Source organism: Pseudomonas sp. H3_E04 (assembly GCF_054668915.1).
The window spans coordinates 4801418-4823955 of record NZ_CP162797.1 but is presented as its reverse complement, the minus strand read 5'-3'; the positions used below and the strand labels follow the sequence as shown (position 1 = coordinate 4823955).

Below are 22538 nucleotides of genomic sequence, written 5' to 3'. Positions count from 1 at the left end.
TGCAAGTTATAAGCTGCCCGCTGCAAGCTTGACGACACAGCAACACCGCAACCTGCTTTTACTTGCAGCTTGAAGCTTGAAACTCGAAGCTGCTTTTCAGGAATTGAAGATGAAAAACTGGCTGGACGAGATCAAGTGGGACGCTGACGGCCTGGTGCCGGCGATTGCCCAGGATCACAAGACCGGGCGCGTATTGATGATGGCCTGGATGAACCGCGAAGCGCTGGAACTGACCGCTGCGGAAAATCGTGCAATCTACTGGTCACGTTCCCGTGGCAAGCTGTGGCGCAAGGGCGAAGAGTCCGGCCATGTGCAGACCCTGCATGAAATGCGTCTGGACTGTGACGCCGACGTGATCATCCTGATGGTTGAACAGATCGGCGACATCGCCTGCCATACCGGCCGTCAAAGCTGCTTTTACCGGGTCTTCGAAAACGGTGACTGGAAAACGGTCGACCCGGTTCTGAAAGACCCGCACGCTATCTATTCCGCAGGACACAAACATGAGTGACACACTCACCCGTCTGGCCGAAGTGCTCGAAGAGCGCAAAGGCGCAGCCGCCGACAGTTCGTATGTCGCCAGCCTGTATCACAAGGGGCTGAACAAGATTCTGGAGAAAGTCGGCGAAGAGTCGGTCGAAACCATTATTGCCGCCAAGGATGCCGCCATCAGCGGCGATTGCAGTGATGTGATCTACGAGACCGCCGACCTGTGGTTCCACAGCATGGTCATGCTCGCCCAACTGGGACAGCATCCGCAGGCCGTGCTGGATGAACTGGATCGTCGCTTCGGCCTGTCCGGACACGTCGAGAAAGCCTCGCGTCCGTCCGCCTGAACAACTTTTAGAGAGGAATCGCCACATGGGCATTTTTGACTGGAAACACTGGGTCGTCATTCTGATTGTCGTGGTGCTGGTGTTCGGTACCAAGAAACTGAAAAACCTCGGCACCGACGTTGGCGAATCGATCAAGGGCTTCCGCAAAGCCATGAACGACGACGAAAAACCGGCCGAGCCGAGCGTGACCCCGCCGGCCCAGCCAGTGCCGCCGGTGCAGCCGCAAACCACCGCTCAGGCCAACCCGCCGCACACCATTGACGTGCAGGCGCAGAAAGTCGAAGAGCCGATCCGCAAAGACGTGTGAGCACTGACTAATGTTTGGTATCAGCTTCTCTGAACTGCTGCTCGTCGGCCTCGTAGCCCTGCTGGTGCTCGGCCCCGAGCGTCTGCCGGGCGCTGCGCGCACCGCCGGTCTGTGGGTCGGCCGTCTGAAGCGCAGCTTCAACGCGATCAAACAGGAAGTTGAACGTGAGATCGGTGCCGACGAGATCCGTCGGCAACTGCACAACGAACATATTCTGTCGCTGGAGCAAGAGGCGCGGAAGATTTTCAATCCGAACCAGCAGGAGCCGACGCCGCCTGAGCATGTGGGCGAGCAGACGATTCACAGCGCTGCCGCTCCGACTGCACCTGCACCTGCACCTGCACCTGCACCAGCTGTAACACCGCCAGGACCGGCGCCGGTTACTGCGAACACATCGGTTGAACACGTAGCGCCCTCCGCCGCGCCGGCTACACCAGCGCCTCAAGACCCTACACTGCCGCCGCGAGCCCCATGAGCGATCTCCCCGAAAACGACCAGCACATGCCGCTGGTATCGCACCTCACCGAGTTGCGCACCCGTCTGCTGCGTTGCGTGGCGGCGATCTTCATTATCTTTGCCGGGCTGTTCGCGTTTACCCAGCAGATCTACACCTTCGTCTCGACGCCGCTGCGCCAGTACCTGCCGGTCGGCGCGACGATGATCGCCACAGACGTGTCGTCGCCGTTCCTGACGCCGCTGAAGCTGACCATGATGGTTTCGCTGTTCCTCGCGATTCCAGTGATCCTGCATCAGATCTGGGGCTTTATCGCGCCGGGCCTGTACAAGCATGAAAAACGCGTCGCGGTGCCGCTGCTGATCTCCAGCATCCTGCTGTTCTACATCGGCATGGCGTTCGCCTATTACTTCGTCTTTCCGCTGATCTTCAAGTTCTTCGCCGCCGCTACACCGGCCGGCGTGGAGATGATGACCGACATCGCCAGCTACCTCGATTTCGTCATGACGCTGTTCTTCGCCTTCGGCGTGGCGTTCGAGATTCCGGTGGCGGTAGTGCTGCTGGTGTGGATCGGCGTAGTCGACGTCAAATACCTGAAGAAGATCCGCCCGTACGTGATCATCGGCTGCTTCGTGGTCGGCATGATCCTCACTCCGCCGGACATCTTTTCGCAGACCCTGCTGGCCGTGCCGATGTGGATGCTGTTCGAAATCGGCATCCTCTTCGGCGCGCTGGTCAGCAAGCGCGAACGCCCGGACGAAACACCAGCCGACGACCACAACGACCAGCCGCCAGCGACCCAGGCATGAACCTGCTGCTGCTCGAAGAGGCCGATTTCATTGCGGCGGACCGCGTGATCCTGCGTGATCGCCGTCTGACCCACATGCAGGAAGTGCATCGCTCGGAAGTCGGCGACAGCCTGCGCGTCGGGCGCATCAACGGGTTGATGGGTTCGGCCGAGTTGCTGCGTCTGGAAGCGGGCGAAGCGGAGCTGCGTGTCAGCCTCGACCAGCCACCGCCGGCCAAGTTGCCGCTGACTCTAGTGCTGGCATTGCCCCGGCCGAAAATGCTCCGCCGAGTGTTCCAGACTGTCGCGACCATGGGTGTGGCCAAGGTGGTTCTGGTCAACAGCTATCGCGTCGAAAAAAGCTTCTGGCAGACGCCATTTCTGGAGCCGGAAGCGATTCGTGAGCAGTTGATCCTCGGGCTCGAACAGGCTCGCGATACGGTGTTGCCGCAAATCGTCATCGAGAAGCGCTTCAAGCCTTTCGTTGAAGATCGACTGCCAGCGATCAGCGAGGGCACCCTCGGCCTGGTCGGCCATCCTGGCAACTTCCCGCCCTGCCCTCGTGCGCTGAACGAGCCAGTGACGCTGGCCATCGGCCCCGAGGGTGGTTGGATTCCTTACGAAATCGATCTGCTGGCCAAATCCGGCCTGCAACCGGTGCAACTGGGCGAGCGCATCCTGCGCGTCGAAACCGCCGTCACCGCCCTGCTCGCACGCCTTTTCTAACCCGACACAGGTTCCGTGTAGGAGCTGCCGAAGGCTGCGATCTTTTGATTTTGTTTTAGAAGCAAGATCAAAGGATCGCGCAGCCTCGTTGCACTCGTCAGCTCCTACAGGCTCCTACAAGCTCCTACGGGCGCGGACAAGTGGCGTTACAGATTGCCATCACCCAGCCGATACAACTCCTATAAGTCCAATTAAGTGGTCCGAAGGGAGTGGTCGCATGTACCGTTGGTTAGCCGAGAGTCTTGGAAACGTCAGCGTCAAACGCAAGCTGGGCATCGGTTTCGGCCTGGTGCTATTGCTGACGCTGTTGATCACTTTCACCGGCTGGACCGGCATGAGCGGCATCATCAGCCGTGGCGACAAGCTCGGCTTCATTTCCAGCCTCAACGAGTTGACCAAGGACCTGCGCCTGGCGCGCATGGACTACGACATGCGCCGTGGCGAACAGGGCCCGGGCGCGGTCAATGGATACCTCAACCAACTCGAGAGCGGCCTGCAATCGGCACGCGGCATGATCGAGCAGCCGTCCGATGTGGCGATGGTGGACCAACAGCTTGCTGCGGTCGCCGAATACAAACGCGCTTTCGGCGAAATGACCCAGGCCACCGTCCAGCGTGAAGATGCGCGCAGCAAGCTTGGCGCCAACGCTGACAATGCTGTGGCCAAGGTCGGCGAAGTCGAAAGTGCGCTGCTGCAAGGCGACAGCGTTGCGCAGTACAACGCTGTCATCGAGCTGAGCAAACTGTTGCAGCAGGCGCGCTATCAGGTGCGCGGTTACACCTACAGCGGCAAGGCCGATGCCGAGCAACCGGCGCTGACCGCCATCGACAACGCCCTGAAAAATCTCGAGAGCCTGCCGACCCGAGTGCCAGAGCAGCACATCGCCAACCTGCAGCAGGCCACCGACTCGCTCAAGGCCTATCGCGCCGCCGTCGCTCAGTTCCGTGATTCACAGGTCAAGAACACCGCCGCACTGGCCAACATGTCGGCTCAGGGCGACATCCTGATCGCGGCCAGCAAGAAGCTCACTGAATCGCAAACCGTGGTGCGCGACACCGATGCTGCCCATGCCAAGAACATGCTGCTGGTCGCCACTGCGCTGGCACTGGCCTTCGGTCTGATTGCCGCTTGGGCGATCACCCGGCAAATCATCATTCCGCTGACCCAGACCCTGAAAGTCGCCGAACGCGTGGCCGCCGGCGACCTGACCCACAACCTGGTGTCCCTGCGTCGCGACGAACTTGGCCAGTTGCAGCGCTCGATGCAAAGCATGACCCAAGGCCTGCGCGAATTGATCGGCGGCATCAGCGACGGCGTCACGCAGATCGCCAGCGCCGCCGAAGAACTCTCGGCGGTGACCGAGCAGACCAGCGCCGGGGTCAACAATCAGAAGGTCGAGACTGATCAGGTCGCCACCGCCATGAATGAGATGGCCGCCACCGTGCAGGAAGTCGCACGCAACGCTGAAGAAGCTTCGGAAGCCGCCGTCGCCGCCGACCAACAGGCCCGTGAAGGCGACAAGGTCGTCGGCGAAGCCATCGCGCAGATCGAACGTCTGGCGCTTGAGGTCAGCCACTCCACCGAAGCCATGGGCGAGCTCAAGCGTGAAAGCGACAAGATCGGCAGCGTCCTCGATGTGATCAAGTCGGTGGCCCAGCAAACCAACCTGCTGGCTCTCAACGCCGCCATCGAAGCGGCCCGCGCCGGGGAAGCCGGACGTGGGTTCGCCGTGGTTGCCGACGAAGTCCGCAGCCTCGCCCAGCGCACGCAGAAATCCACGGAAGAGATCGAAGAGCTGATCGTCGGCCTGCAAAACGGCACCCAGCAAGTGGCGACCATCATGGACAACAGCCGCAGCCTGACCGACAGCAGCGTCGAGCTGACCCGGCGCGCCGGTGGCTCACTGGAGAGCATTACCCGCACCGTCTCGGCGATCCAGGCGATGAACCAGCAGATTGCCGCTGCTGCCGAGCAGCAGAGCGCCGTGGCCGAAGAGATCAACCGCAGCGTGCTCAACGTGCGCGATGTGTCCGATCAGACCTCGGCGGCGAGTGAAGAGACCGCTGCGTCCAGCGTTGAACTGGCGCGACTGGGCACGCATTTGCAGATGCTGGTGGGCCGGTTCAAAGTCTGAGTCGATGCACAACCTCGGTTCGCCTGGAACCGAGGTCATGCCATTCGCGAGCAGGCTCGCTCCCACCTTGGAATGCGTTTCCCTCTGGGAGACCGCTGCGTCCAGCGTTGAACTGGCGCGACTGGGCACGCATCTGCAGATGCTGGTAGGCCGTTTCAAAGTCTGAGTTGATGCACAACCTCGGTTCGCCTGTAACCGAGGTGATGCCATTCGCGAGCAGGCTCGCTCCCACCTTGGAATGCGTTTCCCTCTGGGAGACCGCTGCGTCCAGCGTGAACTGGCGCGACTGGGCACGCATTTGCAGATGCTGGTAGGCCGGTTCAAAGTCTGAGTCGATGCACAACCTCGGTTCGCCTGGAACCGAGGTGATGGCATTCGCGAGCAGGCTCGCTCCCACCTTGGAATGCGTTGCCCTGTGGGAGACCGCTGCGACCAGCGTTGAACTGGCGCGACTGGGCACGCATTTGCAGATGCTGGTAGGCCGGTTCAAAGTCTGAGTCGATGCACAACCTCGGTTCGCCTGGAACCGAGGTGATGGCATTCGCGAGCAGGCTCGCTCCCACCTTGGAATGCGTTTCCCTCTGGGAGACCGCTGCGTCCAGCGTTGAACTGGCGCGATTGGGCACGCATCTGCAGATGCTGGTGGGCCGGTTCAAAGTCTGAGTCGATGCACAACCTCGGTTCGCCTGGAACCGAAGTGATGGCATTCGCGAGCAGGCTCGCTCCCACCTTGGAATGCGTTTCCCTGTGGGAGACCGCTGCGACCAGCGTTGAACTGGCGCGATTGGGCACGCATCTGCAGATGCTGGTGGGCCGGTTCAAAGTCTGAGTCGATGCACAACCTCGGTTCGCCTGGAACCGAGGTGATGCCATTCGCGAGCAGGCTCGCTCCCACCTTGGAATGCGTTTCCCTCTGGGAGACCGCTGCGTCCAGCGTTGAACTGGCCCGATTGGGCACGCATCTGCAGATGCTGGTAGGCCGTTTCAAAGTCTGAGTTGATGCACAACCTCGGTTCGCCTGTAACCGAGGTGATGCCATTCGCGAGCAGGCTCGCTCCCACCTTGGAATGCGTTTCCCTGTGGGAGCGAGCCTGCTCGCGAAGGCAGCGGCGCGGTTTGCGCGTCGTAGTTAACGGGCGCGCCAATTCGGCGACGGATGCTATGCGCTGGTTTTTTTGTACAAGGTTTGATCGGGATTTTTTCGCAGATCGACAGCGGACATAAAAAAACCCCGCTGAATCAGCGGGGTTTTCTCATCAGGCCGGCTGAGCCTGCAGGCTCACCGGTCGCAGCGGCAGCAACGGCGCATGCGGATCGGCTTTCACCGACGCGCGCCAGGCGTCCAGCCACTCGGCGTGACCTTCGGCCCAGACCTGCTCATGCAGGCGTGCCAGTGCGACAGGATCGCTCAGCAGTTGCAGACGATCATGGTTGTTGAGCCCGGCCGGGCCGACCTTGATCGCGTGTCGCACACGTTCCTGACGCAGCCACTCGATCGGCTCGGCCTGGCCGTGACGCGAGGTCGCCAGCGAGCACGCCAGGGCGTTCTGCTGTGGATCGACCACGGCGCGGACGAAGCCGTCGTTGAGGGCGTGATAACGGTTCTCATGGGTGTACTGATCGGTTGCCAGCAAAGCCTGTGGCGGATTGTATTCCTCGGGGATGAGGAACAGGCTCTCGTCACGGGTCTTCAGACCGAGGCCGACACGGCTGGAGATCACCGATACCGGGATCGACAGCATCAGCGAACCGACGATCGGCACCAGCCACCAGAGGAAGCTCGGGTTCAGCCAGATCACCAGCAGCGCCCACAAGAAGCCCAGCAACGTCTGCGGGCCGTGGCGCTTGAGAGCTTCGCTCCACGGCGTCGAGTCGTCGTCACGCTGCGGCGAATTCCAGGTCGCGGCCCAGCCGAGGAACGCGGCGAGGACGAAGCGCGTGTGGAAAATCATCCGCACCGGCGCCAGCAGCATGGAGAACAGCATCTCCAGCAGCATCGACAGGGTCACCTTGAACTTGCCGCCGAACTCTTTCGCGCCCTTGGCCCAGATCAGGATGATGCTCAACAGCTTCGGCAGGAACAGCAGCACGATGGTCGTCGAGAACAGCGCGATGGCCTTGTCCGGGTGCCATTGTGGCCACAGCGGATAGAGCTGGCGCGGTTCGAGGAAGTACTGCGGCTCCATCAGCGTGTTCACCGCCAGCAGCGCGGTCGACAACACCAGGAAGAAGAACCACAACGGCGCTGACAGGTAAGACATCACGCCGGTCAGGAACACCGCGCGGTGCACCGGGTGCATGCCCTTGACCAGGAACAGACGGAAGTTCATCAGGTTGCCGTGGCACCAGCGACGGTCACGCTTGAGCTCGTCGAGCAGGTTCGGCGGCAGCTCTTCGTAACTGCCCGGCAAGTCGTAGGCAATCCACACGCCCCAGCCGGCACGGCGCATCAGCGCAGCTTCAACGAAGTCGTGGGAAAGAATCGCACCGGAGAACGCGCCCTTGCCCGGCAACGGCGCCAGGGCGCAGTGGTCGATGAACGGCTTCATGCGGATGATCGCGTTGTGACCCCAGTAGTGGGATTCACCCAACTGCCAGAAGTGCAGACCAGCGGTAAACAGCGGGCCGTACACGCGGGTGGCGAACTGCTGCATACGCGCATACAGGGTGTCCATGCCCGACGCACGCGGCGCGGTCTGGATGATCCCGGCGTCCGGCGTCGCTTCCATCAGGCGCACCAGACTGGTCAGGCACTCGCCACTCATCACGGAGTCGGCGTCGAGCACGACCATGTACTTGTAGTCACCGCCCCAACGACGGCAGAAGTCGTCAAGGTTGCCGCTCTTGCGCTTCACGCGACGGCGGCGACGGCGATAGAAGATCTTGCCAAAGCCCTTGGCTTCGCGGCAGACATCCAGCCAGGCCTGTTGCTCGGCGACGCAGATATCGGTGTCGTTACTGTCGCTGAGCACGAAAAAGTCGAAGCGATCCAGATCACCGGTGGCGGCGACCGATTCGAACGTCGCCCGCAGACCGGCGAATACACGCGGCACGTCTTCGTTGCAGATCGGCATTACCAGCGCCGTACGCGCATCTTTCGGAATCGGCTCGTTACCGGCGCTTTTCCCGGAGATACGGTATTTATCGTGGCCAGTAAGCAGCTCGAGGAAGCCCATCAGCGCGGTCCAGAAACCGGCCGAGACCCAGCAGAACAGAATCCCGAACAGAATCAGGATGCTGGTTTGCAACGCGTACGGCAGCACTTGCGTGGCGGTTTGCAGCAGCGGCTGATGCAGGACTTCTTCCAGATCGACGAACGACCAGCCCTGGTACGGCATGATGCCTTTCATATACCAGCCGGCAACGATGGTCTGGCCGAGCATCAGCAACAACAGGATATAGCGGCGGATCGAACCGACGGTGCGCCAGCGCGCGGCCGGCAGGACATTGGCGTCCTTTGGCGGCTGCGGCGGGTTGGTGCGACCGGTCAGACGGCGCCAGCCACGCACCAGAATATTGGTGCGCCATGGCTCCGGCACGACCTTGGTACGGCGGATCGGCGGGGTCGCCTTGAGGCTGACCCGGCCACTGGCGTCGAGCACCAGCATTTCCGCTTCGGCCAGTTCTTCGGCAGTGCTCAGGGTCAGACGCTTGCCCACCGAAGCCTGGGCGGCTTCGGCAGGGGCATCGAAGGTCGAGGACGACAGGCGTTCATGCAGCTCGCTGAACGACTGGCAACCCGCGAGTTCCGCGCGTTGCTCGTCGGTCATCGGCAGATGCGCCAGATACTCGGACAGAGTCTCTGGCTGTACTGGTGAATTACTCATCGGCAGGCAACTGATAGCTCCAGGTCTCGGTCAGGACTTCTTCAGTCGGCGCCGATTCCGGTGTGGCTGGGGCCGCGTCGGCAGCGACTGGCTGCTTGGCGTCTTTGTTGGCCTTGTCCTTGGCGTCGGCTGCAGGCTTGGCTTCAGCCTGTTTGGCTTCGGCGGCCTTGGCTTCCTTGTCGAGTTTTTCCTGTTGCTTGGCGGCCACCTTGTCGGCCTTGGCGACCGACGAATTGGACGCCGGCACCGATTTGCCCAGATCCGCGGTGACCACTGGCTGAACCAGGGCGGCACGCATTTCGGTTGCCTTGCTCGGGTCCTTGATCTTCATCCGCAGGGTCAAACGCCAGCCCTTGGTTTCCGGGTTGTAGCGCACGCTGTTCTCGACCAGCTCGGCGTTGTCGCCGACGCTGACCTGACTGCGCACGTCGGCATCCGGCGTCAGGGCCGCCAGCGACGGGCCTTCGAAGTCGACCAGATAGGCCACGCTGCCATCCGGCTGACGGATCAGGTTCGATTGTTTGACGTCGCCGGTCGAACGCAGGGTCTGCGCCACCCAGGCGCTGTCCGGCGCATGGATGGCTGCTTCGTCCATGGTCCAGTGCATGCGGTAGGCGAAGTCCAGCGGCTGGCCTGGCTCCGGCATTTTTTCCGGGCTCCAGAACGCAACGATGTTGTCGTTGGTTTCGTCAGCGGTCGGGATCTCTACCAGATCGACAGTGCCCTTGCCCCACTCGCCCTTCGGCTCGATCCAGGCACTTGGGCGCTTGTCGTAGCGGTCGTCGAGGTCTTCGTAGTGGCTGAAGTCACGGCCACGCTGCAGCAGACCGAAACCACGCGGGTTCTCGACGCTGAAGTTGCTCACGGCCAGATGTTTCGGGTTGTTCAATGGACGCCAGATCCACTCGCCATTGCCGGCATGGATCGACAGACCGCTGGAGTCGTGCAGTTCACGACGGTAGTTGAGGACCTTCGACGGCTGGTTGGCGCCGAACAGGAACATGCTGGTCAGCGGCGCGATGCCGAGTTTGCCGACCTTGTCACGCAGGAACATCTGCGCCTTGACGTCGACGATGGTGTCGCTGCCCGGACGCAGGATCAGACGGTAGGCACCGGTGGCACGCGGCGAATCGAGCAGAGCGAAGATCACCAGGTGCTTGTCGCCCGGCTTTGGCTGCTGAATCCAGAACTCGCGAAAACGCGGGAACTCTTCACCCGACGGCAGCGCGGTATCGATCGCCAGACCACGGGCCGACAGACCATAGGTATGGCCCTTGCCGACGACGCGGAAGTAACTCGCGCCGAGCATGGTCATGATTTCGTCTTGCTTGTCGGCCTTGTTGATCGGATACAGCACACGGAAACCGGCGTAGCCCAGTTGTTCGGTGGCTTTCGGATCGAATTTCAGGTCGCCGAAATCGAAGCGGCTCGGATCGTATTTGATCTCCGAGACGGTATTCGCGGTGATCTCGTTGATTTTCACCGGCGTATCGAAGTGCATACCCTGGTGATAGAAGGAGAGCTTGAACGGCGTCTTCTGATCGGCCCACTCAGCCTTTTCTGTGAGGAAGCGGATCTTCTGGTAGTCCGCGAACTTCATTTCGCGGAATTCGTTCGGCAGGTTGCTGCGCGGGGCTTCGAACTTCTGCCCGGCCAGCTCTTTGGCCTTGGCCGATACGTCGTCAAGATTGAACGCCCAAAGCTGACCGGCGCTGAGCAGGCACAGGAGCGCCGAACCCGCTACCAGAGCACTTCGCATGCGTTTGGCAGACATTTTTGCTGCATTACAGGGACTAACAATCACGAGCAACCCTCGCCGAAAACAGATCAATAAACCAACGGCCAGATGAAGTGCCTGTAGGGTTTTCGGCAGTAAAAAACCGACCTTTCAGGGCACCCTTGCCAAGTTGGCGAGCATTGTTCCGACTCCGCCGGGGCAAAATGATTCCCCAATCGGATCCAGACAAGTCTCTACCTAAGTCAAAACGGATCAACGAATGTCGATCCCCGCAGCGCGCGATTATCTAGTAGCCCGGATGACAACGCATCAGGGGTAACAAAGTATTTATCGCGAAAACAGCCTAAAAACAGTCGAAATTTCCGAAAAAGGTGTTTCAGGCACTGTCATGTCTGTAACAAAAAGGTAACCGGGCCATCGTTGACCAGGTGCACCTGCATGTCGGCGCCGAATCTACCTGATGCCACAGTGCCATGCACCTGTTTCGCCTGGCTCAATAAATAGTCGAACAATTCCTTACCCAGTGCCGGCGGTGCGGCCGTGGAAAAGCTCGGGCGCAGGCCGCTTTTGGTGTCGGCGGCAAGTGTGAACTGAGAGACCAGCAGCAACCCGCCACCCACATCCGCCAGGGACAGATTCATCTTGCCCTCGGCGTCACTGAATACCCGATAGTTAAGCAGCTTATGCAGAAGTTTGTCGGCGCTGGTACGCGTGTCGTCGGGTTCTACCGCAACCAGCACGAGCAAACCCTGATCGACCGCGCCGACTACCTCGCCAGCGACTTCAACCCGCGCACCACGTACGCGCTGTAACAGCGCCTTCATGCTTCTTCGAGTGGCAGGTCGAGCAGGCGCTGGGCCATTTTGCTCGCGGCGCGCACCAGCGCATCGGTGATGCCCGGCTCGGAGGCGGCGTGGCCGGCGTCGCGGATCACCTGCAATTCGCTGTTCGGCCAGGCCTGATGCAATTCCCAGGCGTTGTCGAGCGGGCAAATCACGTCATAGCGACCGTGAATGATCACCCCTGGCAGATGAGCGATCTTGCCCATGTCGCGGATCAGCTGGTTCGGCTCAAGGAAGGCGTTGTTGGTGAAGTAGTGGCATTCGATCCGCGCAATCGACAATGCGCGCTGCGGCTCGGAGAAACGATCGACCACCAGCGGATTAGGGCGCAGGGTCGCGGTGCGCCCTTCCCAGGTCGACCACGCCTTGGCCGCATGCATCTGGGCGATCTGGTCGTTGCCGGTCAGGCGTTTGTGGAAAGCGTTGAGCAGGTCGTCGCGCTCGTCCAGCGGGATCGGCGCGATGTAGTCCTGCCAGTAATCGGGGAACAGACGGCTGGCGCCGGCCTGATAGAACCACTCGATTTCCTGCGGACGGCAGAGAAAGATCCCGCGCAGAATCAGACCATGGACCCGCTCCGGGTGGGTTTGCGCGTAGGCCAGCGCCAGGGTCGAGCCCCAGGAGCCGCCGAACAACACCCATTTTTCGATGCCCAGGTGTTTGCGGATGCGCTCAAGATCCTCGACCAGATCCCAGGTGGTGTTGTTTTCCAGGCTCGCGTGCGGCGTGGAGCGACCGCAGCCGCGCTGGTCGAAGGTGACGATGCGATACAGATTCGGATCGAAATAGCGTCGGCTCTGGGCGTCGCAGCCGGCGCCGGGGCCACCGTGGATGAACACCACCGGCAATCCCTCCGGCGAGCCGCTTTCATCGACGTACAGCGTATGGGTGTCATCGACAGCCAGATCGTGCCGGGCGTGGGGTTTGATCTGCGGAAACAAAGTCTGCATTGCGCGCTCCGTAAGGGGTCGAGGTCATCCCTGGGGGGACTCGTATTATTCTGCCGTTGGGCATCATAAACCCGATTTGCGTCAATGAGCATGTTCCAGGTCACTCGCAATTTTTTCGCCACGCATCACCCTGTGGGAGCGGGCTTGCTCGCGAAGGGGCCTTGTCAGTCGATAAAAACAGTGACTGATACACCGCCTTCGCGAGCAAGCCCGCTCCCACAGGGGCAGTTATGCGCTGTAGTGAGATCTTGCCCAGGCCAGATAGCCCTGCAGCAATTCCCCGAGCACCACCCGCGTCGGTTCGGCCAGGTCGGCGCGGTAGCGGAACGGTTCGAACTCTTCCATGTAGGTGGACTGGCACAGTTCCAGCTGCACGGCGTGGATGTCCTGCGCCGGGGCGCCGTACTGGCGGGTGATGTGTCCGCCCTTGAAGCGGCCATTGAGCACATGGGTGAACTGTTCGTGCCCCGCGCAAATCGTTTCCAGCTGACTGGCCAATTGCGGATCACAACTGGCGCCATTGAAGGTGCCGAGGTTGAAGTCCGGCAACTTGCCGTCGAACAGGTGCGGGATGATCGAGCGGATCGAGTGCGCATCGAATAGCAGCGCGTAGCCGAATTCGGCTTTCAGCCGCGCCAGTTCTTGCTGCAAGGTGCGATGGTACGGCGTCCAGATCTGCTCCAGGTAAGTCACGCGCTCCTCTTTCGAAGGTTCCAGACCTTCCTGAAACAACGGGATGCCGTCGAACAGCGTCGCCGGATACAACCCGGTGGTCGCCCCGGCATACAACGGCTTGTCGTCGGACGGCCGGTTGAGGTCGATGACGAAACGCGAATACTCGGCAGCCAGGGTGCTGGCGCCCAGTTCCTCGGCAAAGTCGTAGAGCTGCGGGATATGCCAATCGGTGTCCGGCAGGCTTTGCGCAGCGGGGATCAGCCCGGCCTCGACCGCCGGGGTCAGACGCACACCGGCGTGGGGCATGCTGATCAGCAGCGGCACGCGGCCTTGTTTGAAATTCAGAACCTTGTCCACAACCGCCCTCCTAGAAATTCGATTCAACGCCGTGACGCACGACGCGCTTGTCCAGATCGCCACCGAGCCAATAGGCCAGATCCGCCGGACGCTCGATGTCCCACGCGACAAAGTCGGCGACCTTGCCAACCTCCAGCGAGCCATGGGTCTGCGCCATGCCCAGTGCCTGCGCGGCATGAATCGTCGCCCCGGCCAAGGCCTCTTCCGGGGTCATGCGGAAGCAGGTGCAAGCCATGTTCAGCATCAGACGCAACGACAGTGCCGGCGAAGTGCCGGGGTTGAGGTCGCTGGCGATAGCGATCTTGACCTTGTGCTTGCGCAGCGCGTCCATCGGCGGCAGCTGGGTTTCGCGCAGAAAGTAGAACGCGCCGGGCAGCAGGACGGCGACGGTGTCGGCGGCGGCCATGGCGATCACGTCGGCCTCATCCATGAATTCCAGGTGATCGGCGGACAAGGCTTTGTAACGTGCGGCGAGGCTGGAGCCGTGCAGCGAGGACAATTGCTCGGCGTGCAGCTTTACCGGCAGTCCGAGCTGTTGCGCGGCGACGAAGACTCGCTCGACCTGCTCCGGCGAAAACGCCAGGTATTCGCAGAACGCATCCACGGCGTCGACCAGACCTTCGGCGGCAAGTGCCGGGAGCATCTGCTCGCAGACCAGGTCGATGTAATCGTCGGCGCGATCCTTGTACTCCGGCGGCAAGGCGTGCGCCGCCAGGCAAGTGCTGCGGACGCTGATCGGCAGCTCTTCGGCCAGGCGCCGGATGACCCGCAGCAGCTTGCGCTCGTTGACCAGATCGAGACCGTAGCCGGACTTCATTTCCACCGTGGTCACGCCGTCGCGCATCAGACTTTTCAAGCGCTTGGCGGCGCTGGCGAACAACTCGTCTTCAGTGGCTCCACGGGTGGCGCGCACGGTGCTGGCGATGCCGCCGCCCTGCGCGGCGATCTCGGCATAGCTGACGCCTTGCAGACGCTGCTCGAACTCGCCGCTGCGGTTGCCACCGAACACGGTGTGGGTGTGGCAGTCGATCAGACCGGGAGTGACCCAAGCACCCTGCAAATCATTGACCGCCGGGTATTCGCCGGACGGCAATTGAGTGCGTGGGCCGATCCACTCGATCAGCGTGCCGGATGTCACGATCGCGGCATCCTCGATGATCGAATAGACGCCGTTGGCCATGGTTGCGACGTGGCAGTGTTGCCAGAGGGTTTTCATCCCGGTTCCTCGTCTTGTTCAAAATCGATTCGCGAGCAGGCTCGCTCCCACAGTTGAATAGCGTTCCCCTGTGGAAGCGCGCCTGCTCGCGAAGAGGCCATCACAGGCTCGGCAAAAGCTGCGCCGGCACCAGTTCGGTCAAACACCGCGACGCCAGCAATTGCGTCGCCGCATTGATGTCCGGTGCAAAGAAGCGGTCCTTCTCATAGAACGGCACTTGCTTGCGCAAAATCGCCCGCGCCTCTTCCAGCTTCGGCGAGGTCTTCAGACCGTTGCGCAGATCCAGGCCCTGCACCGCCGCCAGCCATTCCACAGCGAGAATGCCGCGAGTATTCTCGGCCATTTCCCACAAACGCTTGCCGGCGGCCGGGGCCATCGATACGTGGTCTTCCTGGTTGGCCGAGGTCGGCAGGCTGTCCACCGAATGCGGGTGGGACAACGCCTTGTTTTCGCTGGCCAACGCCGCTGCGGTCACCTGGGCGATCATGAAACCGGAGTTCACCCCGCCATTGGCGACGAGGAACGGCGGCAGTTGCGACATGTGTTTGTCCATCATCAGCGAGATGCGCCGCTCGCTCAGCGAGCCGATTTCAGCGATGGCCAATGCCATGTTGTCAGCGGCCATCGCCACCGGTTCGGCGTGGAAGTTACCGCCGGAAATCACGTCGCCTTCAGCGGCGAAGACCAAGGGGTTGTCGGAAACCGCGTTGGCTTCCACCGCCAGCACTTCAGCGGCCTGGCGGAACTGGGTCAGGCAAGCACCCATGACCTGCGGCTGGCAGCGCAGCGAGTACGGGTCCTGGACCTTGTCGCAGTTCTGGTGCGAGGCGGAAACTTCGCTGCGCTCGCCGAGCAGATCGCGATAAGCCGCAGCGGCGTCGATCTGCCCTTTCTGCCCACGCGCGGCATGAATGCGCGCGTCGAACGGCGAGCGCGAACCGAGCACAGCTTCTACGGTGAGACTGCCGAGCGCCAGGGCACCGGCAAACAGATCTTCGCCTTCGAATAAACCGCGCAGCGCGAACGCTGTGGAAACCTGAGTACCGTTGAGCAGAGCCAGACCTTCTTTGGCCGCTAACGTCAGCGGCGTCAGGCCGGCGACTTTCAGTGCTTCGGTGGCTTCAAGCCATTCGCCCTTGTAACGCGCCTTGCCCTCGCCCAGCAGCACCAGCGACATGTGCGCCAATGGCGCCAGATCGCCCGATGCACCGACCGAACCTTTCAACGGAATGTGCGGATAGACCTCGGCATTGATCAGCGCAATCAGCGCATCGATCACCTGTCGACGAATCCCGGAAAAACCCCGGCTGAGGCTGTTGACCTTGAGCACCATGATCAGCCGCACCAACTCATCGCTGATCGGCTGGCCGACGCCGGCAGCGTGCGAGAGCACCAGCGAACGCTGCAGGTTTTCCAGGTCTTCGCTGGCGATGCGCGTCGAGGCCAGCAGGCCGAAACCGGTGTTGATGCCGTAGGCGGTGCGGTTCTCGGCGAGGATCTGCTCGACACAGGCGACGCTGGCTTCGATCTGCGCGCTGGCGCTGTTGTCGAGGGTCAGTGTGATCGGGTTCTGGTAGACGTCACGCAGTTGGGCCAGGCTCAGTTGGCCGGGGATCAGGTTCAGCGCAGTCATTAAAATGCTCCTTTTGAGAGTTTGTTATTAACTACCAGTCGCTCCGGAGCATTCCGTTATCCGTCGCCTCCCGTCTTTTGGACGATCCGCGCCTTGGCACGCTGGTATGGGCAGTTGTCAGTGCAAATTCGGTAAAACGTCGTGCGGCAGATTCGGGTCTTTCAAGACGCTTGCAGCGGCAGCAATATCCGGCGCCAGCCAGCGGTCCTGATCGTAGGCCGGGACCGTTTCGCGCAGCAGGCGCCAGGCGACGTCAGTGCCGGCGCCGAAGCGTTGTTCCTTGAGAAATTCCAGTGCCTGCGCCGCCAGCAGGTACTCGATGGCGAGGATCTGTGTGCAGTTTTCCAGCGCGCGGTGCAGCTTCAGCGCGGCGTTGGTACCCATGCTCAGATGGTCTTCCTGCAGGCCCGAGGTGATGTAGTTGTCGAGTACCGCCGGTTGCGCCAATTGGCGGTTTTCCGCACACAGCGAGGCGGCGACGTATTGCACGATCATCATCCCCGAGTTCACCCCGGGATTGGCCACCAGAAACGCCGGCAAGCCGCTGACGTGCGGATTGACCAAACGGTCGAGACGGCGCTCGGCGATCGAGCCGATTTCGGCCATGGCAATCGCCAGCAGATCGGCAGCCATCGCCACGGATTGACCGTGCGGGTTGGCCTGCGACATCACCCGGAAATTGTCCGGTGTGCCCAGCAGTAACGGGTTGTCGGTGCAGCCGTTGAGTTCGGCTTCGACCTGTTTGATTGCGTGCTCCAGTTGATCACGCGCGGCGCCGTGCACTTGCGGGATCGAACGAATGCTCAGCGCATCCTGAGTACGAATGCCTTTGCTCGCGGCGATCACTTCGCTGCCATCGAGCAAGGCGCGCAGGTTGTTGCCGACCTGCTGCATGCCCGGATGCGGTTTGAGCGCAATGATCTCGGCATCGAAAGCATCGATCTGGCCGCGCTGGGCTTCGAAACTCATCGCACCAATCACATCGGCCCATTGCAGCAGCCGCGTAGCATCGGCAATCGCCAGGCAACTGAGGCCGGTCATGCACGGCGTGCCGTTGACCAGACACAAACCGTCCTTCGCACCTAACTGCACATGCTTCAAGCCTTCCTCTGCCAACGCCTGCTGCGCCGCAATGATCTGCCCGCGATAGCTGACATTGCCAATGCCGAGCAGCGCGATGCCGATGTGCGCCATGTGCGTCAGGTAACCCACCGAACCCTGCGACGGCACTTGCGGGGTGATGCCGCGATTGAGCAGCGCCAGCAACCCTTCGACCACACGCCGATGCAAGCCGGATTTGCCGTGGCTGTAGTTGTGGATCGCGGCGCAGATGATGGCGCGGGTCTGTTCATCGCTGAGCACCGGGCCGACACCGCAGGCATGGCTGAGCAAGGTATTGCGCGAGAGCTGGCTGAGCTGTTCGTCCTGCAGCGAGACGTTCGACAGACCACCCAGACCGGTGTTGACGCCATAGGCGCGCTCGCCGCTGGCAACGATGCGCTGGACGATGGCCTGAGCGTTGTCGATGCGCGCCCAGGTGTCGCTGGACAGTTCCAGCGGCGCACCGTGACGGGCAACGGCGACCACGTCCTGCCAACGCAGAGGCGCACCGGTGATGATGATTTTTTCAGCCTGGGACATCTTTAACCTCAACCTTGATATTGATGCAGCTTCACCGGCCCTATCGCTGGCAAGCCAGCTACCACAGGGTTTGTGTGAGCACTGATCACTTTGTGGGAGCTGGCTTGCCAGCGATGGGGCCAGTCAGTGCACTGCATAATTCAGATCACACCACCGCCGCCCGCCGCTGCACAAACCGGTCGACATACTCATCGGCGGGTGAATGCAGGATCTCTCTCGGCGTGCCCACTTGAATCAACCGGCCATCCTTGAGAATCGCGATGCGATTGCCGATGCGCACGGCTTCGTCGAGGTCGTGGGTGATGAAGACGATGGTCTTGTGCAGGGTCTTCTGCAGTTCCAGCAACTGGTCCTGCATCTCGGCGCGGATCAACGGATCCAGCGCACTGAATGCTTCATCCATGAGGATGATGTCGGTGTCCGCCGCCAATGCACGAGCGAGGCCGACGCGCTGACGCATGCCGCCGGAGAGCTGGTGCGGGTATTTGTTTTCGTAGCCTTTGAGGCCGACGGTGTTGATCCAGTGCAGCGCGCGTTCGGCGCAGACCTGCTTGCTTTCGCCACGGACTTTCAACCCATAGGCGACGTTATCGAGCACGCTCTTGTGCGGCAGCAGGCCGAAGCTCTGGAACACCATGCTGATCTTGTGCCGGCGAAATTCGCGCAGGGCGTCCATGTCGTACTGCAGGATGTCCTCGCCATCGACCAGAATCGCCCCGCTGGTGGGGTCGATCAGGCGATTGAAGTGGCGCACCAGGGTAGATTTGCCGGAACCGGACAGGCCCATGATCACGAAGATTTCACCGGTGCCGATGCTAAGCGACAAGTCGTTCACGCCGACCACGCAACCGGTTTCGTTGAGCACCTGATCCTTGCTCTTGCCCTGGCCGACCATCGCCAGCGCATCCTTGGCGCGGTTGCCGAAAATCTTGAAGACGTTGCGTACTTCGATCTTGCTCACGCTTGCGTTGCTCATTTGCTCACCTCATGGCGTGGCCGACCGTACGCTTGAGTGATGCGGTCGATGACCACCGCGAGAATCACGATCGCCAGCCCCGCCTCGAGACCACGGCCGACGTTGAGGGTCTGAATGCCCACCAGCACGTCCTCACCGAGGCCCCGGGCGCCGATCATCGAGGCGATCACCACCATCGACAGGGCCATCATCGTGGTCTGGTTGATCCCGGCCATGATGCTCGGCAGCGCCAGCGGCAGTTGCACGCCAAACAGTTGCTGCCAGCGGTTGGCGCCGAAGGCGTTGATCGCCTCCATCACTTCACCGTCAACCTGACGAATACCGAGGTCGGTCAGGCGAATCAGCGGTGGTGCGGCGTAGATCACCGTGGCGAAAATCGCCGGGACCTTGCCCAGACCGAACAGCATCAGCACCGGAATCAGATAAACGAAACTCGGCATGGTCTGCATGATGTCGAGCAGCGGCATCAGCACCGAACGCAGGCGGTTGCTGCGCGCCGAGAGGATCCCCAGCGGAATGCCGATCAGCACCGAAATAATCGTCGCGACCATCATCAGCGCCAGGGTCTGCATCAGCTTGTCCCAGAGGCCGACCGCACCCACCAGAAACAACAAACCGACAATCACGGCGGTGGTCACCACTTTGCGCGTGGCGTGCCAGGCGATCACGCCGACAATCGCCAGCATCAGCCACCACGGCGCCGCACGCAGCAAACCTTCGAGACTGACGATGGCCCAGAGCAGCGTGTCGGAGATATGCCGGAATACGTCGCCGTAATTGGTCACCAGCGAATCGACCCAACCGTTGACCCAGTCGGCGATGGAAAAGGTAAAGCTTTCGGGAAACATAAGGGACTCTCAATCAAGGGGTTGCGATCAAGCGTCCGGCTGCCATGGCTGGCAGCCGGGGAAACCTGACCTACAAGGCCGCGTCGATTTTCTTGGCTGCGTCGTCGCTCACCCATGCGTGCCAGACTTCAGGATGTTCCTTGAGGAAGATTTTCGCCAGTTTTGCCGACTCGATACGTTCCTTGGCCATGCGCCCGAGGTTCTGGTTGAGTAGGTCGATCGGCAGGTTGACCTTTTCCAGCACGGCGACCAGTTCCGGGGCTTGGTCGTGGAAGGTTTTCGACAGGCCGACCTTGATGCTCACGGTCTTGTCGACGCCGGGTTTCTCTTCCAGTTTGACCGCATCGATCTGGCCCATCAGTGGCGTTGGCGACCAGTAGTAGAAGAGGATCGGCTCGCCCCGCTTGTAACTCGACAGCACCGCTGCATCCAGCGCAGGGCCGGTGCCCGGGCGGAAGTTGGTGTAGCTGTTTTCGAGGCCGTAGCTCTTGAGCATTTCGCTGTTGTCGAGTTCGCAGGTCCAGCCGGCCGGGCAATTGTAGAAGCGGCCCTTGGACGGCTCTTCGGCGTCCTTGAACACAGCGGAGTATTTGCCCAGGTCAGCGATGTTTTTCAGGTCCGGGGCTTTCGCCTCGAGCTTGCGCTTGGCGTCGCCTTCGATCACGTAACGCGGCACGTACCAGCCTTCGACCGCGCCCACCACCGGTGCGCCGACGCCGATGACCTTGCCGGCCTTCTCGGCCTTGTTCCAGACCTCGCTGCGGCCAACCCACTCTTCGGCGAACACTTGAATGTCGTTGCTGCTCAGGGCGTTTTCCATGGTGATGGAGTTGCCCGGCAGGCTGTCGGTCTTGCAGCCGTAACCTTTCTCCAGCACCACCTGCAGTACGTCGGTCAGGAGCATGCCGCTTTCCCAGTTCAGGCCGGCGAATTTCACCGGTTTGCCCGATTCGCACCAGCCGGCGGCTTGCGTCGCACCGGCACTGGCCAACAGGCCCATGGACAGCAATGTGGTCAGCAGGGTCTTGTTCGATTTCATTGTCGTGACGCTCCTAATCATGAATGGGCTTACGGCAGTTCAAGAGGCATCCAGCCTGGTCCACGTCCAGATCAGGCCTGCGCCGCAGCGCGACCGGCCCCGCTCGTTTTTGCTTGTTGGGTGCTGTTCTGCTCGACCGGCAGAATCAGGTGATCAGGCACGGTGCTGTGCCATTTCTTTGCGCAGAGGTAATACACGGCGGCCGGCAACACCAGGCCGATGATCCAGGAAATGTCCACATCGCCCAGAGCTGCCACCAGCGGCCCGGTGTAGAACTTGGTCGAGATGAACGGCAATTGCACCAGTACGCCGAACACATAGACGCTGATGCCGAGCAGGTTCCAGCGGCCGTAGCGACCGTTCGGATCGGCCAGCGCCGGGACGTCGTAGCGCTCGCGGGTGATGCAGTAGTAGTCGACCAGATTGATCGCGCTCCACGGGGTGAAGAAGGCGAGCAGAAACAGGATGAACGACTTGAACGCACCGAGGAACGAGTGCTGCCCGAGCAGCGCAATCAGTGTCGCCGCGCCGACGATGAACAGCACGAACACCAGCCGCTGCATGCGGGTAACCGTCAGGTGTCCTTTGAACCCGCTGATGATGGTGGCGATGCACATGAAGCTGCCGTAGGAGTTCAGCGTCGAAATGGTCACTTTGCCGAACGCGATGCTGAAGTACAGCAGCGCTGCGGTGGCGCCGGTACCGCCTAAACCGACGATGTAGGCGACTTCATGGCCAGCGAATTGACCGTTGGCCGAAGCGGCGGCAAACACACCGAGGATCATCGCCACCTGGGCGCCGATCACCGACCCTGCGCCAGCGGCGAAAAAGGTTTTTACCGACGAAGTGGCGCTCGGCAGGTAGCGCGAGTAGTCCGCCACATACGGGCCAAAAGCGATCTGCCAGGACGCCGCCAGCGACACTGCCAGGAGGAAACTGCTCCAGCTGAAATGACGAATCTGCAGGAGTGCGCCGACGTCGGTCTGGCTCATCAGCCGCCAGAACAGAAACACGAAAGCGATTACGCCAATCACGCTGGCGACGCGGCCGATCCAGTGGATCACGCGATAGCCGAGCACCGTGACCAGCACGATGACACTGGCGAAAATCAGGATGCCTACGCTGTCGCTGACACCGAACAACTGACCCAGCGCCTGTCCCGACAGCACCGTCCCGGTGGCAGTGAAACCCAGGTACATCAGGCACACCAGCACGATCGGAATTGCCGCCCCATAAACGCCGAATTGCACACGACTGGAGATCATCTGCGGCAAGCCCAGTTTCGGCCCTTGCGCGGCATGCAGCGCCATCACGCCACCGCCGAGCAACTGGCCGATCAACAGACCGATCAGCGACCAGAACACATCACCGCCAAGCACCACCGCCAGGGCCCCGGTGACGATCGCAGTGATCTGCAGGTTGGCGCCCATCCACAGGGTGAACTGGCTGAACAGACGACCGTGTCTTTCCGCTTCCGGGATGTAGTCGATCGAACGCCTTTCGATCAACGGTGTACTGCCTGCACGTTCGTTGTTAACCGCCATGATTCAAC

The 22538-nt window shown here is 61.3% G+C and carries 19 protein-coding genes; 7 read left to right on the top strand and 12 right to left on the bottom strand.

Going from position 1 to position 22538, the window contains the following annotated elements:
• Window positions 1-109: 109 nt before the first annotated feature.
• The 7 genes from hisI (at window position 110) to AB4N53_RS21740 (ending at window position 5244) form a co-directional block, all read left to right on the top strand.
• The gene (hisI, locus tag AB4N53_RS21770) at window positions 110-511 is read left to right on the top strand and encodes a phosphoribosyl-AMP cyclohydrolase (RefSeq protein WP_007909357.1); all 402 of its coding nucleotides are present in this window, start codon (window positions 110-112) and stop codon (window positions 509-511) included.
• Window positions 504-836: a phosphoribosyl-ATP diphosphatase gene (locus tag AB4N53_RS21765; protein WP_007909355.1), complete on the top strand. Its 333-nt coding sequence runs from the start codon at window positions 504-506 to the stop codon at window positions 834-836. The genes hisI and AB4N53_RS21765 overlap by 8 nt, the downstream gene beginning before the upstream one ends.
• Before the next feature lie 25 nt (window positions 837-861).
• Window positions 862-1143 carry a twin-arginine translocase TatA/TatE family subunit gene (locus AB4N53_RS21760; protein WP_016772073.1) on the top strand — a complete coding sequence of 94 codons (282 nt, stop codon included), beginning with the start codon at window positions 862-864 and terminating at the stop codon, window positions 1141-1143.
• Window positions 1144-1153: 10 nt separating this feature from the next.
• The gene (gene tatB / locus AB4N53_RS21755; RefSeq protein ID WP_460123143.1) at window positions 1154-1618 is read left to right on the top strand and encodes a Sec-independent protein translocase protein TatB; all 465 of its coding nucleotides are present in this window, start codon (window positions 1154-1156) and stop codon (window positions 1616-1618) included.
• The gene (gene tatC, locus AB4N53_RS21750; protein WP_016772075.1) at window positions 1615-2406 is read left to right on the top strand and encodes a twin-arginine translocase subunit TatC; all 792 of its coding nucleotides are present in this window, start codon (window positions 1615-1617) and stop codon (window positions 2404-2406) included. Before tatB ends, tatC begins: the two co-directional genes overlap by 4 nt.
• Window positions 2403-3110, top strand: coding sequence for a 16S rRNA (uracil(1498)-N(3))-methyltransferase (locus tag AB4N53_RS21745; RefSeq protein ID WP_460123140.1), 708 nt, complete (start codon window positions 2403-2405; stop codon window positions 3108-3110). The genes tatC and AB4N53_RS21745 overlap by 4 nt, the downstream gene beginning before the upstream one ends.
• A 217-nt stretch (window positions 3111-3327) precedes the next feature.
• A complete protein-coding gene (locus AB4N53_RS21740; protein ID WP_460123137.1) occupies window positions 3328-5244 on the top strand; it encodes a methyl-accepting chemotaxis protein in 1917 nt (638 codons plus the stop codon).
• Between the two features lie 1256 nt (window positions 5245-6500).
• On the opposite strand, the gene mdoH is transcribed toward AB4N53_RS21740, so the two are convergent.
• The 12 genes from mdoH to AB4N53_RS21680 all read right to left on the bottom strand — a co-directional run bounded on the left by mdoH (window position 6501) and on the right by AB4N53_RS21680 (window position 22530).
• On the bottom strand, window positions 6501-9071 hold the full coding sequence (mdoH, locus tag AB4N53_RS21735; protein WP_460123134.1) for a glucans biosynthesis glucosyltransferase MdoH: 2571 nt from the start codon (window positions 9069-9071) through the stop codon (window positions 6501-6503).
• Window positions 9064-10845 carry a glucan biosynthesis protein G gene (locus AB4N53_RS21730; RefSeq protein WP_460123131.1) on the bottom strand — a complete coding sequence of 594 codons (1782 nt, stop codon included), beginning with the start codon at window positions 10843-10845 and terminating at the stop codon, window positions 9064-9066. Before AB4N53_RS21730 ends, mdoH begins: the two co-directional genes overlap by 8 nt.
• A 350-nt stretch (window positions 10846-11195) precedes the next feature.
• Window positions 11196-11633 (bottom strand): D-aminoacyl-tRNA deacylase, encoded by a 438-nt coding sequence (gene dtd / locus AB4N53_RS21725; protein ID WP_460123128.1) that lies wholly within the window; start codon window positions 11631-11633, stop codon window positions 11196-11198.
• Complete coding sequence (pip, locus tag AB4N53_RS21720) at window positions 11630-12601, bottom strand: prolyl aminopeptidase (RefSeq protein ID WP_073471584.1); 972 nt, start codon at window positions 12599-12601, stop codon at window positions 11630-11632. The genes dtd and pip overlap by 4 nt, the downstream gene beginning before the upstream one ends.
• A gap of 228 nt (window positions 12602-12829) precedes the next feature.
• Window positions 12830-13633 (bottom strand): N-formylglutamate deformylase, encoded by an 804-nt coding sequence (gene hutG, locus AB4N53_RS21715; protein WP_460123125.1) that lies wholly within the window; start codon window positions 13631-13633, stop codon window positions 12830-12832.
• Window positions 13634-13643: 10 nt separating this feature from the next.
• The gene (gene hutI / locus AB4N53_RS21710) at window positions 13644-14849 is read right to left on the bottom strand and encodes an imidazolonepropionase (RefSeq protein WP_460123122.1); all 1206 of its coding nucleotides are present in this window, start codon (window positions 14847-14849) and stop codon (window positions 13644-13646) included.
• Window positions 14850-14949: 100 nt separating this feature from the next.
• On the bottom strand, window positions 14950-16482 hold the full coding sequence (hutH, locus tag AB4N53_RS21705; protein ID WP_460123119.1) for a histidine ammonia-lyase: 1533 nt from the start codon (window positions 16480-16482) through the stop codon (window positions 14950-14952).
• Between the two features lie 117 nt (window positions 16483-16599).
• Window positions 16600-18123, bottom strand: coding sequence for an HAL/PAL/TAL family ammonia-lyase (locus AB4N53_RS21700; RefSeq protein ID WP_460123116.1), 1524 nt, complete (start codon window positions 18121-18123; stop codon window positions 16600-16602).
• Window positions 18124-18268: 145 nt separating this feature from the next.
• The gene (locus tag AB4N53_RS21695; RefSeq protein WP_083354014.1) at window positions 18269-19099 is read right to left on the bottom strand and encodes a quaternary amine ABC transporter ATP-binding protein; all 831 of its coding nucleotides are present in this window, start codon (window positions 19097-19099) and stop codon (window positions 18269-18271) included.
• Entirely contained in the window at window positions 19096-19947 is an 852-nt protein-coding gene (locus AB4N53_RS21690; RefSeq protein WP_016772087.1) for an ABC transporter permease, read from the bottom strand. The genes AB4N53_RS21695 and AB4N53_RS21690 overlap by 4 nt, the downstream gene beginning before the upstream one ends.
• Window positions 19948-20017: 70 nt before the next feature.
• Window positions 20018-20986, bottom strand: a complete 969-nt coding sequence (locus AB4N53_RS21685) for an ABC transporter substrate-binding protein (RefSeq protein WP_460123113.1) — start codon at window positions 20984-20986, stop codon at window positions 20018-20020.
• A gap of 71 nt (window positions 20987-21057) precedes the next feature.
• Entirely contained in the window at window positions 21058-22530 is a 1473-nt protein-coding gene (locus AB4N53_RS21680) for a purine-cytosine permease family protein (protein WP_460123110.1), read from the bottom strand.
• Window positions 22531-22538 lie beyond the last annotated feature (8 nt).

What these genes read in the sequence shown, in the direction of transcription:
- tatC (WP_016772075.1), top strand. Translation starts at nt 1,615, where the DNA reads ATGAGCGATCTCCCCGAAAACGACCAGCACATGCCGCTGGTATCGCAC.
- AB4N53_RS21730 (WP_460123131.1), bottom strand. Translation starts at nt 10,845, where the DNA reads ATGTCTGCCAAACGCATGCGAAGTGCTCTGGTAGCGGGTTCGGCGCTC.
- hutI (WP_460123122.1), bottom strand. Translation starts at nt 14,849, where the DNA reads ATGAAAACCCTCTGGCAACACTGCCACGTCGCAACCATGGCCAACGGC.
- AB4N53_RS21740 (WP_460123137.1), top strand. Translation starts at nt 3,328, where the DNA reads ATGTACCGTTGGTTAGCCGAGAGTCTTGGAAACGTCAGCGTCAAACGC.
- pip (WP_073471584.1), bottom strand. Translation starts at nt 12,601, where the DNA reads ATGCAGACTTTGTTTCCGCAGATCAAACCCCACGCCCGGCACGATCTG.
- hisI (WP_007909357.1), top strand. Translation starts at nt 110, where the DNA reads ATGAAAAACTGGCTGGACGAGATCAAGTGGGACGCTGACGGCCTGGTG.
- dtd (WP_460123128.1), bottom strand. Translation starts at nt 11,633, where the DNA reads ATGAAGGCGCTGTTACAGCGCGTACGTGGTGCGCGGGTTGAAGTCGCT.
- AB4N53_RS21685 (WP_460123113.1), bottom strand. Translation starts at nt 20,986, where the DNA reads ATGAAATCGAACAAGACCCTGCTGACCACATTGCTGTCCATGGGCCTG.
- AB4N53_RS21700 (WP_460123116.1), bottom strand. Translation starts at nt 18,123, where the DNA reads ATGTCCCAGGCTGAAAAAATCATCATCACCGGTGCGCCTCTGCGTTGG.
- AB4N53_RS21765 (WP_007909355.1), top strand. Translation starts at nt 504, where the DNA reads ATGAGTGACACACTCACCCGTCTGGCCGAAGTGCTCGAAGAGCGCAAA.
- hutH (WP_460123119.1), bottom strand. Translation starts at nt 16,482, where the DNA reads ATGACTGCGCTGAACCTGATCCCCGGCCAACTGAGCCTGGCCCAACTG.
- AB4N53_RS21680 (WP_460123110.1), bottom strand. Translation starts at nt 22,530, where the DNA reads ATGGCGGTTAACAACGAACGTGCAGGCAGTACACCGTTGATCGAAAGG.
- tatB (WP_460123143.1), top strand. Translation starts at nt 1,154, where the DNA reads ATGTTTGGTATCAGCTTCTCTGAACTGCTGCTCGTCGGCCTCGTAGCC.
- AB4N53_RS21695 (WP_083354014.1), bottom strand. Translation starts at nt 19,099, where the DNA reads ATGAGCAACGCAAGCGTGAGCAAGATCGAAGTACGCAACGTCTTCAAG.
- AB4N53_RS21760 (WP_016772073.1), top strand. Translation starts at nt 862, where the DNA reads ATGGGCATTTTTGACTGGAAACACTGGGTCGTCATTCTGATTGTCGTG.
- AB4N53_RS21745 (WP_460123140.1), top strand. Translation starts at nt 2,403, where the DNA reads ATGAACCTGCTGCTGCTCGAAGAGGCCGATTTCATTGCGGCGGACCGC.
- mdoH (WP_460123134.1), bottom strand. Translation starts at nt 9,071, where the DNA reads ATGAGTAATTCACCAGTACAGCCAGAGACTCTGTCCGAGTATCTGGCG.
- AB4N53_RS21690 (WP_016772087.1), bottom strand. Translation starts at nt 19,947, where the DNA reads ATGTTTCCCGAAAGCTTTACCTTTTCCATCGCCGACTGGGTCAACGGT.